At 67.9% G+C, this 14,516-nt stretch carries 12 protein-coding genes and 6 pseudogenes; 8 read left to right on the top strand and 10 right to left on the bottom strand.

Features of this window, described 5'->3' with window-relative positions:
- The first annotated feature begins 29 nt into the window (after nt 1–29).
- From ACGF5T_RS31960 to ACGF5T_RS31940, 5 genes are read left to right on the top strand one after another with little or no spacing between them, the layout of a single operon-like run.
- Nucleotides 30–1,454: a wax ester/triacylglycerol synthase domain-containing protein gene (locus ACGF5T_RS31960; RefSeq protein ID WP_392890080.1), complete on the top strand. Its 1,425-nt coding sequence runs from the start codon at nt 30–32 to the stop codon at nt 1,452–1,454.
- An 8-nt stretch (nt 1,455–1,462) separates the two neighbouring features.
- The gene (locus tag ACGF5T_RS31955) at nt 1,463–2,116 is read left to right on the top strand and encodes a maleylpyruvate isomerase family mycothiol-dependent enzyme (RefSeq protein WP_366768417.1); all 654 of its coding nucleotides are present in this window, start codon (nt 1,463–1,465) and stop codon (nt 2,114–2,116) included.
- Nucleotides 2,116–3,024 carry an alpha/beta fold hydrolase gene (locus tag ACGF5T_RS31950; RefSeq protein ID WP_366768446.1) on the top strand — a complete coding sequence of 303 codons (909 nt, stop codon included), beginning with the start codon at nt 2,116–2,118 and terminating at the stop codon, nt 3,022–3,024. Before ACGF5T_RS31955 ends, ACGF5T_RS31950 begins: the two co-directional genes overlap by 1 nt.
- Nucleotides 3,021–4,634 carry an FAD-dependent monooxygenase gene (locus ACGF5T_RS31945; RefSeq protein WP_366768416.1) on the top strand — a complete coding sequence of 538 codons (1,614 nt, stop codon included), beginning with the start codon at nt 3,021–3,023 and terminating at the stop codon, nt 4,632–4,634. The genes ACGF5T_RS31950 and ACGF5T_RS31945 overlap by 4 nt, the downstream gene beginning before the upstream one ends.
- Nucleotides 4,635–4,673: 39 nt before the next feature.
- Nucleotides 4,674–4,886, top strand: coding sequence for a hypothetical protein (locus ACGF5T_RS31940; RefSeq protein ID WP_366768415.1), 213 nt, complete (start codon nt 4,674–4,676; stop codon nt 4,884–4,886).
- Nucleotides 4,887–4,913: 27 nt separating this feature from the next.
- On the opposite strand, the pseudogene ACGF5T_RS31935 reads toward ACGF5T_RS31940, so the two are convergent.
- A pseudogene (locus tag ACGF5T_RS31935) lies at nt 4,914–6,007 on the bottom strand (IS630 family transposase).
- Between the two features lie 186 nt (nt 6,008–6,193).
- Between ACGF5T_RS31935 and ACGF5T_RS31930 the strand changes: the two are divergent.
- A pseudogene (locus ACGF5T_RS31930) lies at nt 6,194–6,654 on the top strand (GNAT family N-acetyltransferase).
- A gap of 11 nt (nt 6,655–6,665) precedes the next feature.
- On the opposite strand, the gene ACGF5T_RS31925 reads toward ACGF5T_RS31930, so the two are convergent.
- The 3 genes and pseudogenes from ACGF5T_RS31925 to ACGF5T_RS31915 form a co-directional block, all read right to left on the bottom strand.
- Nucleotides 6,666–7,355, bottom strand: coding sequence for a DUF6895 family protein (locus tag ACGF5T_RS31925; protein ID WP_392890098.1), 690 nt, complete (start codon nt 7,353–7,355; stop codon nt 6,666–6,668).
- A gap of 67 nt (nt 7,356–7,422) precedes the next feature.
- Nucleotides 7,423–7,683 (bottom strand): annotated as a pseudogene (locus ACGF5T_RS31920) (DUF6895 family protein); the annotation flags it as partial.
- Between the two features lie 47 nt (nt 7,684–7,730).
- Nucleotides 7,731–7,934, bottom strand: a complete 204-nt coding sequence (locus ACGF5T_RS31915) for a hypothetical protein (protein ID WP_366768414.1) — start codon at nt 7,932–7,934, stop codon at nt 7,731–7,733.
- A 1,086-nt stretch (nt 7,935–9,020) separates the two neighbouring features.
- Here ACGF5T_RS31915 and ACGF5T_RS31910 point away from each other — a divergent pair.
- Both ACGF5T_RS31910 and ACGF5T_RS31905 read left to right on the top strand, forming a co-directional pair.
- Nucleotides 9,021–9,509: pseudogene (locus ACGF5T_RS31910) on the top strand (DUF475 domain-containing protein); the annotation flags it as partial.
- A gap of 177 nt (nt 9,510–9,686) precedes the next feature.
- Entirely contained in the window at nt 9,687–10,346 is a 660-nt protein-coding gene (locus tag ACGF5T_RS31905; protein WP_366768413.1) for an HNH endonuclease family protein, read from the top strand.
- Nucleotides 10,347–10,433: 87 nt separating this feature from the next.
- On the opposite strand, the pseudogene ACGF5T_RS31900 reads toward ACGF5T_RS31905, so the two are convergent.
- The 6 genes and pseudogenes from ACGF5T_RS31900 to ACGF5T_RS31875 form a co-directional block, all read right to left on the bottom strand.
- A pseudogene (locus ACGF5T_RS31900) lies at nt 10,434–10,697 on the bottom strand (lamin tail domain-containing protein); the annotation flags it as partial.
- Nucleotides 10,698–10,812: 115 nt separating this feature from the next.
- Nucleotides 10,813–11,361, bottom strand: a complete 549-nt coding sequence (locus ACGF5T_RS31895) for a YciI family protein (RefSeq protein ID WP_366768412.1) — start codon at nt 11,359–11,361, stop codon at nt 10,813–10,815.
- A 192-nt stretch (nt 11,362–11,553) separates the two neighbouring features.
- A pseudogene (locus tag ACGF5T_RS31890) lies at nt 11,554–11,814 on the bottom strand (ADP-ribosylglycohydrolase family protein); the annotation flags it as partial.
- A 74-nt stretch (nt 11,815–11,888) separates the two neighbouring features.
- On the bottom strand, nt 11,889–12,029 hold the full coding sequence (locus ACGF5T_RS31885) for a hypothetical protein (protein ID WP_366768411.1): 141 nt from the start codon (nt 12,027–12,029) through the stop codon (nt 11,889–11,891).
- A 196-nt stretch (nt 12,030–12,225) separates the two neighbouring features.
- Nucleotides 12,226–12,984, bottom strand: a complete 759-nt coding sequence (locus ACGF5T_RS31880) for an ANTAR domain-containing protein (RefSeq protein WP_366768410.1) — start codon at nt 12,982–12,984, stop codon at nt 12,226–12,228.
- 980 nt (nt 12,985–13,964) lie between these two features.
- The gene (locus ACGF5T_RS31875) at nt 13,965–14,174 is read right to left on the bottom strand and encodes a hypothetical protein (RefSeq protein ID WP_366768409.1); all 210 of its coding nucleotides are present in this window, start codon (nt 14,172–14,174) and stop codon (nt 13,965–13,967) included.
- Between the last annotated feature and the right edge of the window lie 342 nt (nt 14,175–14,516).

Below are 14,516 nucleotides of genomic sequence, written 5' to 3'. Positions count from 1 at the left end.
CCGACGGCGGCTGGACCTGGCCCGGCCCCATGAACGGTACGGACACCCTTTTCTGGCGACTGAGCGGTAATGCACTGACCCGTCCTCATGTCGCGTGGGTCTGGTTGCTGGAGGACGTCCCGGACTGGGGACTGTTCGTGCGCGCCTGCCAGGGTGCCGTCGCCCGTCTGCCCCGGTTGACCCACCGAGTTGCGGAGTCGCCGCTGCGGACGGGACCTCCCTCATGGGTCGCGGACCCGGACTTCCGCGTGTCCAGGCACATGCACCGCGTGCGGCTCCCCGCGCCGGGTGGAACGCGCGAACTGATGGAAACGGTGGAATGGCGCATCTCGGCGGCCTTCGACCCCCTTCACCCTCCCTGGGAGATCACACTCGTCGAGGGCTACGAGACAGATCGTGCCGCTGTCGTCCTCAAATGGCACCACAGCCTGGGCGACGCGGTGACCATCGTGGCCGCGGTCCGCCGGCTCATGGACGACGGGCACCCGGCTGCCTCGTTACGCCACCCTGTGTCACCAGCGGACAGGGAACCTCCCGGAACAGGGCCGGCGGACGGTTCCGGGGTCCTGAGGGCCGTCCACGCGCTGGGCATGTCCGCTCGGGTGCTGATGCGGGAGAGCACCCGCGCCCTGGCCGGACCGGGCCGCTCCGGCGAGGGGGTCCGGTCCACCGGCCGCGTCGCCGCCCAGTTGCTCCGTTCAGCGACCCCCTCGCCCCTGCTCTCACGCCGCAGCCCATCGGTCCACTGCGGCATGATCACCGTACCTCTGCCCGAACTCAAGGCGGCCGGCAAGGCCGCGGGAGCCTCGGTGACATCCGCCTACGTGTCGGCGGTCCTCGGCGCGGTCCATCGCTACCACGACCACCACGGGGTCCTTCGCGGCAGTGTTCCGGTGCTCGTTCCCGTCAGCTTCCGCCGGACACACGAAACCGGCGCAGGCAACCTGATTGCCGGGGTCCTGATCGCCGGACCGATCGGTGACATGCCCGCGCGAGCCCGCGTGCTCGCCGTGCACACCGCAATCACCGAAGCCCGGGAGTCGGTAGCCCGAGGGACCTACACGATGATGGCCGGCCTGGGCGCTCTCGTCCCCCACCTGCTGTACCAGCGTCTGGCACCGACTCTGCTGCGGCGGATCGACGTGGTCGTCACGAGCGTCCCCGGGCTCGCAGGCACCGCGCAGGTCGCCGGTACACGCGTGGTGAACGCTGTGCCCTGGGCGCCGCGCGGTGGGGCCGCGGTCAACGTCTCCATGGCCTCGCACGGCGACCTGTGCGGGGTGGGCACGAATCTCGACCCGGCTGCGATAACCGCCCCCGGGCTCTTCCACCGGTTCCTGGAGGACAGTTTCGCGGAAACCCTCCAGTGCTCCGGCGACATTGCCACGCGGACTCCCGTGCAGGGCCAGGAACCACCGGCGTGTGGCGCGCCACGGCCCCATTCCGACGAATAGGAGGAGCGGTGCGTCTTCCACTGGAAACGGAACTCCGGGCGGAGCGACAGCGTCTGCTGCGCACCCTGGACGCCCTGTCCGACGACGTCTTCGACTCCGGTCCCACGCTCTGTGCCGGGTGGTCGCCTCGCGACATCCTCGGACACCTGCTCGGCGTGGACCATCCTCTCGCCTCCTACCGACCGTGGCTCCGCCTCGCAGCCGTCAACGACCGCCAGGTGAGACGCGCGCGACGCCTCTCGCGACGCGCGATCATGGCCGAGGCCCGCGAGTGGGCCGCGAACCCGGCCTGGAGCAGCCGACTTTCCGCGCTTATCACCCTGGGAGACCTGTCGGTGCACCACCAGGACATCGTGCGTGGCGTCGGTGCCGAGCGGGACCTGCCTCCGTCCGTGCCCTCCTACATCCTCTGGGACGGTGCCATGCTGAGCTCCTGGTCCAACCTCCGGATCTTCAGGTACCGCGTGGTCCCTACGGACGGGCACCCCCCGCTCGGTTCCCCCGCCCACCTGCGCGCACCGGAGGTCCTGGGGCCCAGTGAGGCGCTGGGCATGTGGCTGGCGGGACGCGACGGCGTCTCCGAAGAACTCCGTTTCACCACGGCCGGGCCCGTGCGGGAGAAGAGCCACAGTCACACCACCGAGTGGAGCTCGGAGCAGTGATGGCACGGCAGATGAGAACCGAACGCGTCCTGGTCGATGGGATATCCACCCGCTATTACGAGTACGGCGAAGGATCACCGGTCCTGCTGGTGGCCGGTGCAGCGTCCAGTGCACGCGAATGGTTCCCCGTGATGAGGGACCTGGGCGACACCTGCCGTGTCCTCGCCCCCGTGCTTCCCGGGTTCGAAGGCACAAGCCCTCTTCCCGATGTCAGGCCAGTGCGCATGGCGGCCTTCCTCGCCGACTTCCTCGACGCGTTGGGCATCGACCGCGTCACCGCCGTCGGACACTCCTACGGCGGCTCCGTCGTCGCGGAACTGACGATCGCGCACCCGGGGCTCGTGCGACGCCTCGCCCTCGTAGACGCCAACGGCCTGGGCCGCGTCGCCCATCCAGCAGCCATTGCGTTGGGATTGCTGCCATCCCGTGCGGCGGACCTGGTGTCCGTGCTCGCCTCCCTGCCCGGGAGTCAACCGGTCCTGGCCCTGTCCAGTCTGCTGCTGCTGCGTCAGCCATGGCGGGTACCGGTGGAGACGTGGCTCGCCCAGCTACGGCTGGCGCGTTCACGGCAGTCCCTGCGCACCTCTCTGGAAATCTTCCGCGCGTGTGCGGACATCACCGGTCAACGTGCCGACGTCCTCGTCGTGGACCGGCTCTCCAGGCTCCGGACACCCGTACTGATCGTGTGGGGGGACACGGACACCCTGCTGCCCGCCTGGCAAGGGCGCGCGGCTGCCCGCCGGTTGCCGGCCGCGAAATTCGTGCTCCTGACGGCTGCCGGCCACGTCTCCCACCTCGACCGCCATGCCGACTTCATGGACGCCGTCGGTCCCTTCGTGCGGGACGACGACGAACGGGTGCCGCAGGCCCCCACCGAAACGTACTCAGACGAAGGGACCAGCTCGTGACCCCGGAAGATGAACACGCCAGCCCCGCGCGAACATCCACACCAGCGCATGTCGGACGCAGCAGCGCTCGTGAAGGAAACCGCTCCTGTCGGGGCCCGGATCTGCGGATCCGCGAGGAACGGCACGAAGTCGTCATCGTGGGAGCCGGATTGGGGGGCAGCATCGCCGCCTTCCGGCTCGCCCAGGCAGGCGTACGCAACGTCGTGCTGGAGCGTGGACGGCGCTGGCCCGTCACTCCCGCGAGCGCCACATTCCCGGCCTTCCCCTCGACGGACCGACGACTCATATGGCTCGACGACGAATCGGTCCCCCCGGCCCCCTCACCCTCCGGCCCGTGGGCGTCTCTCTCCGAAGCGACGGAAGCGGCCCTCCCGCGCTCGACCGGCCTCTTGGACGTCATCGCCGAGAAGGACGCGCTCATCGTGTGCGGTGCCGGCGTGGGCGGCAGCACTCTCGTCTACGGTGGCGTGCTGGCACAGCCACGACCCGAGGCGTTCCGGCGGATCTTCCCCTCAGGCCCCGATTACGAGGTGCTCGACCGCATCCACTATCCCCGAGCGCGCCGTCGGCTGGGCGGGGCTCCGTTTCCCGTGGATCTCCTCGATCACCCGCCTTACCACGCCCACAGGTTGTGGGACCGCGCGGTGGAGGCCTCCGGTCTGCCGGCGGAAAGGATCTCCAGCAGTTTCGACTTCGACATCGTGCGGGGCGAGCTCAGCGGTGATCTTCCGGCCGCGGCCGTCGTCGGTCAGTACCACTTCACCGGATGCAACAGCGGGGCGAAAGTCAGCGTGGACCGCACCTACCTGGCGCGGGCGGAAACCACCGGGCGGACCTCCCTGCGGCCGCTGCACAGAGTGACGGCGGTGTCCGTGGACCGGTCCGGCCGGTACCGGGTGCTCACCAACCACCTTGGCGAGGACGGGACAGTACGCGAACGTGTGGCCTTCTCGTGTGACCGGCTCGTGCTCGCCACCGGGGTGCACACTCCTCGACTGCTGCTGACAGCCCGGGAAACCGGCGCTCTGGCTGATCTTGACGCGTCCGTCGGAGAAGGCTGGAGTGCGAACGGCGACCACATGACTGTGCTGAGAGTGGCCGGCTTGCCTGCGGACACACCCCAAGGAGGGCCCTCCTCCGTCATGGTGCACAACACGTCCGGCACGGTCGGGGTCATGCACTCACCCCTTTCCCTCCCCCTGGGCGGCAGGGACATCTTGTGCCTCGGTATGACCATTCCGGACCGCTTCGGCAGGTGGGTGCGAACCTCGGACGGGCGGGTCCGGCTCGAGTGGGCGGCGCAGTACGACAGTGGAGCGCGGACACAGACCGATGAGGTGATCAGCCAGGTGGCTCGGCACCTGCCCCACGCGACTATCATTCCCCAGCCGCACGTACACCCACTCGTCGCGCATCCTGTGGGCGGCACCTGGATCGGCAGAGCGACTGACCCGTACGGCAGGCTTCGCGGCTACCCCGGTCTGTACTGCCTGGACGGAGCGCTCATGCCAGGAAGCACCGGCGCCGTCAATCCGGCGTTGACCATAGCCGCGGTCGTGGAGTACTGCCTGGACCACATCATTCCCGACTTCTTGGGTGACGCCGGATGAACGGCCGCCGCACTCATCGAGGTCCTGGAGCAGATTGAGGTGTTCTGCCGCGGCGAGCGAGTGGCCCTGGTCCGGGACGGCCTGTCCGCCCACTGGAGCCGGGCGATGCGGGCCTGGGTCGCCGAACAGGACTGGCTCACCCTGGAACGATCAGCCAACCTCGCCGATGTCGCCGACGCCACCGAGCAAGGCGTCCACCGCATAAACGCCAATCCCCGACTTCCAAGGTCCTCCTCGCCCATACCGGCCTGACCATCCCCCACCGAACTTACGAAAAGATCAGTAGTCTTCTGAGTCAGGAATTCTGCTCAGATAGCGGGCGAGGCGTGAAGGATCTCGTCCGCGGTCTTGGTCCAGACGTAGGGCTTGGGATCGGTGTTCCACGCGGCGATCCAGGTACGGAGGTCCTTCTCCAGCGCTTGGACGCTCTTGTGGACGCCGCGCCGTATCTGCTTGTTGGTCAGCTCTGCAAACCAGCGTTCCACCAAGTTGAGCCAGGACGATCCGGTGGGCGTGAAGTGCAGGTGGAAGCGGGGATGAGCGACCAGCCAGGTTTTGATCGCCGGGGTCTTGTGGGTGGCGTAGTTGTCCAGCACCAGGTGCACGTCCAGGCCAGCCGGCACCTCCTGGTCGAGCTTGACCAGGAACTTCTTGAACTCCTCGGCCCGGTGCCGGCGGTGCAAGGAGCCGATCACCTTGCCGGTGGCCACCTCCAGGGCGGCGAACAGCGTGGTGGTTCCGGCGCGCACGTAGTCGTGGGTGAGGCGCTGCGGGACCCCGGGCATCATCGGCAGCACCGGCTGGGAGCGGTCCAGGGCCTGGATCTGGCTCTTCTCGTCCACGCAGAACACCAGGGCCCGCTCGGGCGGATCCAGATACAGACCGACCATGTCATGGACCTTGTCGAAGAAGTACGGATCCGTCGACAGCTTGAACGTCTCCGTACGGTGCGGTTGCAGGCCGAAGGCCCGCCAGATGCGTGACACGGTCGACTGCGAAAGGCCCATCTCCTGGGCCATGGCCCGCGTCGACCAGTGCGTGGCGTTCTTCGGCGTCGACTCCAGCGTCCGCTTCACCACCGCGGCGACCTGCTCGTCGGTGACCGTCCTCGGGCCGCCCGGGCGCGGCATGTCACCCAGGCCGGCGATCCGGTGCTCGACGAACCGCTTCCGCCAGCGGCCCACCGCATGCGGTGTCGAACCGAGCTGGGCGGCCACGTCCTTGTTCGACGCGCCACTCGCGCAGGCGAGAATGATCCGGCACCGCAAAGCCCACGCCTGCGGCGTGGAAAGGCGCCGCACCCATCCCTCTAGCGCAGCCCGCTCCGCATCCGACAGGATCAACTCGGCCTTCGGCCGCCCAGTACGTGCCACCAGGCACCCCTACACATCTGAATGAATTTCCTGACTCAGGAGAGTAGGGCCTGTATCGAAAGTGGCTGGTTGTGACTCTGTGGCCTGTGTTTCTATGCCGGAGTGAACATCGAGAGCGCCGGGGAGCTTGTTGAGAGGCCGAGCCGCTGGGTTCGGCAGAGGGCTGATGGCGATGTTGAGGAGTGCGTGCGGGTCCTCGCGGAGGTCCATGCACGCCATGGCTATCCAGTGAACTGGCCGGATCAGCCGGCGAGTGGCTGTCACGAGGTCCGCTGCTGGGCTCCTGGGTTGCCGAAGTCGAAGGCGGACTGGTGGGGCATGTCAGTTTGTCGCAAGGTGGTGAAGGTGATCTGGCCCCGACGTTGTGGGGCGAGCGGAACGGGGCGACGCGGGGTATGACCGCCGTGGTGAGCAGGCTGTTTGTTGCCCCGCAGGCGCGGAGACATCGGTTCGGTGCACTGTTGATCGGCCAGGCAGTGGAGGAAGCGCGGCGGCGCGGTCTGCATCCGGTGCTCGGCGTCGTCGCATCCGATATCGCGGCGGCAGCCCTGTATGAGCGGCTGGGCTGGGAGCTGATGGCCACAGTCGAGCAGCAGTGGAGTCCGCACCAGACGGTGGCCGTCCGCTGTTACGCAGCGCCGTCGTGACGTGGTCAGTCCTAGCCACTCGTTGATGGCCGCGACGAGGACGGTCGCCTCGTAGCGGACCGCGAGCTTGTCGTACCTCGTGGCCACGGCCCGGTGCCTCTTGAGGCGATTGATGCCGCACTCGACTGCGTGCCGAGCTTTGTAGTCGTGTGGGTCGAACTTCGGCTGGCGACCGCCGTGCGAACCGCGTTTCTTGCGGTTGCCAGCCTGGTCGGCCTTGTCCGGGATGGTGCAGGGGTTCCCGCGCCGCCGCAGGTAAGCGCGGTTCTTCCGGGAGGTGTACGGCTTGTCGGCCAGCACGCGATCGGGCCGGGTACGCGGCCTGCCCGGCCGTGATCACGGTGGACATGGGCTTCTGGCCCTGTTCGACGGCCAGGTGCGGTTTGGTGGTCAGCCGCCGCGCGAGCGCCCGAGCCCGTGGTCGTCCGGCTCGACGCTGACGCTGCCAGGCGGCTCCTTCTGCAGCTCCCCCTTTTCCTTGCCCCGGCGGCGTGCCGCGCGAGGGCAATGGTCGCGGCGATGACACTCACCACGGTCGTGTGATGGTGGTCCTCGAAGCGAGTGGCCGGGTTGGCGGCGACGGCCCCGTCGTCGCAGGGCATCAGGCCGTCCGAGTGCTGCAGTCTTTTCAGGCGGAGCCAGTCGTCGAGCTCTGTACAGGGCTCGGGTAGACAGACCCCGACGGCCAGTGGTTCGCCCACCAGATTCCCACTGGCAGGTTTCCGCCCAGATGTCGGTCCACACCGGCAGCCAACGGGTGAGGTGGCTGGCCATGTCGTCGTGCAGTGCCGTGGGCCGGCGTCCCCAGTCGGTGAGATGGAAGACGGTGTGAGTGAGGGCGATTTCCCGGTGGATGTGCCACGGCTGCGGGTTGCCTGCGAGCCAGGTTGAGCGTGGAACGCGAGGTGCGCAGGTGACAGAAGGAGGGAGCCTTCGACCGGCTCCACCGGATCCTGCTCCCGGTGCTGCCTGCTGGGAACGCCGAACCGAACTCCACGACGCCTCCGCCCGCCTCGCCCGCAGCCCCATCTGCCACCGACGCCACAGAGAGATCCGACATGATCGTGTTGCGAGGTCTATACGGAGGTGATCTCCAGGACCACGACGCCGTAGGTGCTCGGGACAGTTCCCAGTCCGAGGGTGCACAGGGTGATGTCGGTAGAAGGACCGGTAATGGTCAGGAGAACGGTGTCGCCGGAGAACAGGCCGGAGGTGACCGTGCCGGTATAGGTGATCACGAGGACCGCGCCGGCCACGGTGGTGGTCCGGTTCAGCGACATAGTGCTGCTGGTACCGGTGTTCCAGGTGATGGTCCTCGTCTCGGTGCCCGCAGTGAGCAGATCCAGGCAGGTGCGCACCCTCGGTGCAGGGGTGCTGAGCGATGTTCCTGAGGTGATGGCCGGCGTCGAGACAGAGACGCAGGGGCCTAGCTGAGTGGTCGAGGTCACCCCGACCGACTGAGGTGTGCTGGCCAGCGGTGGGGTGTACACGGTGGTGTTGCTGCTGGGCGGGGTGCAAGTCATGCTCAGCAGCCCAGTCTCACGTGCGCTGGCTGGTCCTGCTGCGGCCACGAGACTAACGAGCAGGAAAAGCGTTATCGTCACGCCGGTGAGCACGGTACGTAGACCGGTTCTGCGGGAAGCGCTGCTACGTTTCGACATACGGTTCCTTTCGATAAGTCTCGCGGAACGGCCGTGGGACGGTAGTGGACGCGTACATCCCCATTTCGGCCTACAGTGGTGATCCGCGCCGGGAACACACCGCCTCGTGAGCTCACTCTCCTGCGGACCTCTGATGTTGTCCAGAGAGTGCGCATGGACACGACTAACGCACGTTTCACACTGGCAGCACGACGGAGCGCCCACGCATACGCGGCAGCGATAACCGATTCGCGGGCCCCTTCGAAGACGTACCGAGATCTTGCTGGAGTTCGAGACAGACACGCTGGTGCCACCTGGACAGGCGGCAAAGGGCGGAAGTCTTCCACCGGCTCCACCGGGTCCTGCTCGTTGAGCCGAACGCGTCCGGCGAACTCGACTGGTCACGCCTGCATGGACGGTTCCCACGTCGACGCAGAAGGGCGCCGATACCGATCCGAGTGCCGGTCGACCGGCGAAAGACGCGCCGCAGTCATCACCTGCTCTGCGACGAACGCGGCACCGGCGCACGATAGAAGGGACGCAACGATGAGTTGGGGGTTGGACCTTCCGCGAACGCATGCCGACGGTCGAAGCACGGACCTTGTGCGTCTGGATGCTCTGCCGACTGACGTTGCCCGCGAAGTGCCAAGTGCAGCCGTTGTCAGCCGACCCCGCCCCGATGCCCCGTGATTCTCCTGGATAACTGCGCGTCTCATGAGGCTGGATTTGCTCGAAGAGGAGGAGCGCGAGCACGAGGCGGAGGAGGCGGCCGAACGGGCCGGCAAGCCCAAGTCGGCCGTCAAGCTGGCCGGCAAGGCCGCGTTCTTCATGTTCCTCTACCTGGAGGTCCTGGACGCGTCGTTCTCCTTCGACGGCGTCATCGGCGCCTTCGCCATCACCAACGACATCGTCCTGATGGCCCTGGGCCTCGGCATCGGCGCCATGTACGTCCGGTCCCTGACCGTCTACCTGGTCCGCCAGGGCACCCTCGACGACTACGTCTACCTGGAGCACGGCGCCCACTACGCCATCGGCGCCCTCGCCGCCGTCCTCCTGGTGACCATCCAGTACGAGATCAACAAGTTCATCACCGGCATGATCGGCGTGGTCCTGATCGGTGCCTCCTTCTGGTCCTCGGTCCGCCGCAACAAGCGGCTCGCCGCGGCCGGGGGCGACGGCGGCAAGGAGAAGGCGGAGGTCTCCTCCGGGGTGTGAAACCCTGCTCCACCCGGGCCGGGTTCACCCCAGGCGCGTCAGGGCAGGTGGTGCGGGCCTGGCAAGGGCATGACGGGGACGAACTGCATGTCGCCCAGTATGACCATTGCACTCACACGGGCGGCGCACTCGGCAAAGGACTGATTGCGCCCCGTCGTTGACCGCTATCAACAGTTCATGGTCATCTCTTTGCTGCGCGGCCTGGCCGCCGCTTCCCTCGCCATCCTGCCCGTCGCCGCGTTCAACCCGGCCCACGCGGCGGAGACGCTCCCGCTCGCCGAAGCCGTCACCCGTCTCCCGGTCTCGACCGAGTCCCGTGAGGGCTACGACCGTGACGCCTTCCGCCACTGGAACACCGGCGACGACCCGGCCGACGGCTGCTCCACGCGCAACGAGGTACTGATCGACGAGGCGGTTGAGCCGCCCGCGGTCGGGCCCCGGTGCCGGCTGTCGGGCGGAAGCTGGTGGTCGTACTACGACCAGGTGTGGGTGACGTCGGCCTCCGGCCTGGACATCGACCACATGGTGCCTCTGGCGGAGAGCTGGGACAGCGGAGCATCCGCATGGACCGCGCAGCGGCGTGAGGCGTATGCCAACGACCAGGGCGCGGCCACCAGTCTGGTGGCGGTCACGGCCCGCTCGAACCGGTCCAAGGCCGATCAGGACCCGGCACAGTGGATGCCGCCGGCCTTCGAGGTGCACTGCCGGTACGTCGCGGAGTGGGTGGGCACGAAGCTGCGTTGGAACCTGACGGTGGACGAGGCCGAGATGGCAGCGCTGCAGGCTGTGGCGGGTGCCTGCCCGGAGCAGAACGTGATCTTCGAGCCCGTCGCGTAGCCCCGGCCCGCCGCGGCCCGGCGATGAAGCAGGATGCCGGCCGCCGGGCGTCTGCCCGGCGGCCGGTCTTCCCGCGAAGGTGCAGGCTCAGCCGTGGTAGGTGATGTAGCCGTTGCAGTCCTTGCCGTTGGCCTTCTGGGGGTAGGCGTGGACGTCGGCGCGTGCCCCGGTGAACTTGTCGGACTTGATGCTGTCCTTGTCGTTGTTCCAGATGAAGTTGCAGTTCTGACGGTAGACGACGATCTTGGCGTCCGAGGCGGTGCCGCGGCCCCCGCGCAGCCTCACTTGGTGGCTTGGCTGCAGAGTGTGGCTGCTCTTGTAGGTGAAGGTGTTGCCGGCGGCGTCGTTAACCCGTCACTCCCCCGGCCCGCACCCCAGGGGAACCGTCCGCATCCTCACCGTCATCGCTCCAGTCATCCCGGGCCGATGCGCCAGGCAGCGGGCATCGGGCCGGTGTCCATGTGATTCATCGGCGCCCGCCGGGCTCCCAGTCGTGGACCTCGATGTCCGCGTACCGGTCCGCGGTCAGGACTGCGCGGGCCGTATCCGGGTCCGGGGCCCCGAGGAGCACCGCCGTACCCAGCCAGGTGCCGCCATCGTCGGACAGCAGCGGCCCATAGGCGATCAGTTCGTCTTGGTCGGGCGGCGGGGCGAGGTCGGCGGCCGGGCCCTGGCCAAGGCCCAGCACCAGGTACCGGCTGCCGCCGCCGCGGTCACCGGGCGCATCCCACATGGTGCGCCCCAAAACGTTGCGCCACCGGCGCAGCAGCACATCCCGGTATACACCGGCCTGGTAGGTGGGCTCGTCGAAGGCGAACGCGCGGGCGTCGCAGGGAGCGGGCAGGTCGACGATGTGCACGCTCCCCGTGGGCGTTTCACCGTCGTCGGCGAAGGTCGGACCGCGGGCTATCAGTTCCTTCGCGTACCGGTCCATGTAGGACCAGTGCTCCTGCTGCAGTTCCTCGCGCAGCGCGAGGGAGCCCAGCCGGTCCCGGTGATAGCAGAAGTACTCCATGACCAGTGACCCTCCCTCACAAGGGGCACCGTCTCAACCGGCTTTCAGTGGCGAGGGCCCCGCGTGCCCTACCGAAACGCGTGAGCAAGCCCCCGTGCGGCGCCGGCGTCCCCGGTGCGGGACGGCCGGCAGCCACCCGATCCCGCCTCCCACACCACCAGCTCGCCGTTTACGTGAGCTGCCACGTGTGCCTCATCGACGGCTTCCCTCAAGGAGACGGTGTGCAAGGTTGAGCAGGTCTGCCAGGTGCAGCACCCGCCCACGGAAGCCTGGGAGGGGGACATGGAGCAGCTGGGTCCAGCGGGCGGGGATGGCGTCCAGCCCGTAGTACGCCCCCGCGACGCCTCCGGTCACCGCGGCGACGGTGTCCGTGTCACCGCCGAGGTCGATCGCCGCGCGTATCGCCTCTTCAAAGCTGGCGGTGGTGCGCAAGGCCCAGACGGCGGAGCCCAGACGGCGTCGACAGCCTCATCGACTGCCACCCCAACCTGCGCCAGGCACTCACCCCCTGACAGCCCTCTTCACGTTCAACGCATCACGCCTAGGGCGGCGGACTTCCACGCCATCTCGATCGCCGGCTGCGACAACGAGCCGTCCCGGCCGGGCAGAGGGGTCGGCCGTCCCGGCCGGGCGAGGCACGGCCGCGCCAGGTTGGGAGAGGTCAGCACGAGCCGCTCCTTTCACGCTAGGCCGTTCTGCCCATATCCGCGCGCGCAGGAAGGCAGCCGCCGAAGCAGGCGAAGGGCTAGGCAGCCGTATGCGCCGGCCCTGGCGCAAACAGGCTTCCCCTGCTGATGCGCACTGCCCCGCTTCTCGACCCGCGTTCCTTGACTGCCGCGGGCCCTAACCGAGGGCCGCATGGCCTCACCGGCCACGTGCCTGTGTGCCGCTCAGCGTGGTGGGGCGGGTGACGGTGATGTGGAGGCGCTCCAGCGCGTCCAGGACGACGGTGTTCCAGTGCCAGGACAGCCACCGTCCGATGTCGGTCCCGGTCTGCTGCAGCGCCGCGAGCTGGGCGGTGGTGAAGCCGGTCAAGGAGTGCTCGTGGTGGGAGGAGACCATGCCGAGCACCGTCCCCCTGCTGGTGGTGAGAGGGACACTGTGGACGGCCCGGCTCCCTGTCTGCAAGATCGCATAGCGGGATGCTTCGTCGAACAACTCCGCGCTCGCCACATCCCGCACGGTGACCTGCCGGCGCTCGGCCGCCGCCTGCGAACACGCTGTCGTAGGAGTATCGACGAACGCGAAGAAGTCGGTGAAGTACGTGTTCAGACCGGTGTGGCGGGCCAGGTGGAGCCGGTTGCCGTCTCTGAGCTGAACGTTGCCCATCGGGGTCTGCGTGATCGACAGCACGCGGTGCAGGACCGCTCTCAGGACGGCTCCCTGACTGCCACGGGAGCCGGGCTCCAGCATCAGGCCGGGCAGTCGGGGCGGACTGGCACGGCGCCGTCCCGGAAACCACATCCTGGCGTCCCGGTCCGGAGCGGGCACGCGGACCACGGCATCCGCCAGCGTATGCAGCTTGACGTTGCACTGCTGCGACACCGTCTTCAGCAGCTCGAACCCCTCACCAGGGCTGCCCAGGCCGTATCGCTCGACCAGCAGCTCCTGGGCGGCCGACACCCCCTCATGAGCCAGGCGCCGGTTACGCGCCTCCAGCTCCTCAGGAGAGCGGCACACCGAACGCCAAGGGGGACACGAGGTGGACGATGCGGCCGGAGCAGACGTCGTCTCTCGTGGAGGACAGGGAGGCTGGCCCATGGGTGAGCTCCAATGCAGAACAGCAGGCAGGCAGGCCGCAGACACGCCCCAGGGGGCGCGCTGCGGGCAGCACCTGCTTCCCAAGCGCTCCACACCCGACCCTAACCACCACCCCCGCGCCCCCGAAAGCCCCCCTCCCGGCCTGCTGACGGCAAAGCGGTGGCCTCCCTCCCCTCACCCAGCGGGCCGTTCGCAGACATCCGCCAGCACTTCCGGGAAGGTGACCTGCCCAGCCTTCACACCAACCGCCCGGTCGCCGAAAGCCACGGTCCCGAGGCATACCCACCCTGCTCCGCTCCGTGCCCTTCCCGCACAGCGAGCCGTTGAACACGATAGGGCGTGCCTGGCTACCCCCGTACGTCAGCACGTTCTCGTAGAAGGAGAGCCCGGAACCGTTCCGGTTCCGGGCCCTTCTGGCAACGCGCGCCTGTCTCCCGGCCGCTATCGCCCACCTAGGGCTCTGAGCGTTCCAGGGGGCCCGTCCTCAGCACCCCTTGTGATCGAGGAAGGCCGGATTAGACCAGGTCAGAGAATCTACGCAGCCCGGGCCAGCGGCGTGGGAACCCCTCGGTGCATGGCAGCGCGTCGCACAACTCGAACAACGCATCGCCCCGCGCGGTCAGGCACGCGTACAGCTCCGACCGGAAGTGCGACACTTCCGCGAACGCATCCCGCAGGACGCCTTGATGCAGCAGACTCACGACCACGGCCTTCGCGCTGATTGCGACGAAGTACGGGATCATGCGGAGGCCGCCTACACGTCCGCCGAACTGCGAAAATGCTGATCAAGTTCGAGACGATCTTTCGATGTCGCAGCCTGGCTCTTTCCAGGCCACCGGCTATCACTCGTTCACGGGATTTGCGGACGCATCCAGGTGCTTGTCGAGGAAGCTGTTGATGAACTCCACTCCGAAGGCGTGAGTGTCCGGAGAGACGTCGGAGGGCGACTCACCGAACCACAGGATGGTCTCCGGGCTGCGCTTGGCTTCATCGAGCCACATGCGAAGCCGGCCGAGACGTCCTCCGCTCAACCGGATCGCAGCCTGATGCACACGTTCACACTCCGCTCCTGCCTAGAGATCAAGAAGCGCCACGGCGCTCGCAGCGTTGCTGTCCGGAAACGCGGTGTCGCAATGCTGACGTGTTGCAGGTGACACGGCCATGTCCGCCGTCTTGCCCATCGCGGAGACCGTTCTCAACACCAACTCTCTTGCACAGGTGTGCAGTCGGACCTCGGCGCTAGCTTCGCGCAGCGCCGCGCTCTCCTGCGCAGACTGTCCGACGTCCACTACGACGACATCCGTCCCCGGAGAGCCGCACGTTGGCACACGACCGGCTGGCGAAGTTGCTGACCGAACTTGCATAGACCGCCACAGAGCCCGCACAGACAGCCG

The organism is Streptomyces sp. NPDC047853 (assembly GCF_043204535.1).
Taxonomy (GTDB): Bacteria; Actinomycetota; Actinomycetes; order Streptomycetales; family Streptomycetaceae; genus Streptomyces.
Note: the sequence above shows the minus strand (reverse complement) of the source record. Positions and strands in the feature narration are given on the sequence as shown.